This window comes from Nostoc sp. CALU 1950 (assembly GCF_051172895.1).
Classification (GTDB): Bacteria; Cyanobacteriota; Cyanobacteriia; order Cyanobacteriales; family Nostocaceae; genus Nostoc; species Nostoc edaphicum_A.
Map to the genome: position 1 here is coordinate 1 of NZ_JBDNJQ010000500.1, position 232 is coordinate 232.

At 37.1% G+C, this 232-nt stretch carries 1 protein-coding gene; it reads right to left on the reverse strand.

Annotated elements, in window-relative coordinates:
- Nucleotides 1-232 (reverse strand): hypothetical protein (locus ABF638_RS38545; RefSeq protein ID WP_435027976.1); only part of this gene is annotated, 232 nt, incomplete at both ends.

Below are 232 nucleotides of genomic sequence, written 5' to 3' on the forward strand. Positions count from 1 at the left end.
AACCAATCTGCATCAAATGGATTATTGTATATCTGCTCAAAGATATTTTCTATTACTATTTTTTCTTCGCTATCACTGTACTTCTGGTAATCTTCAATTTGCTGATTAATAAAATTAAGGTCTTGGCGATAAATACCAATGCGGATTTCTCTGATACACTGGCGCAGACTGGAGAAAATCCGAGAATCTCTGTTCCAGTGAGTACGTATTGGTAGCTTCTCCTCTACTGCTG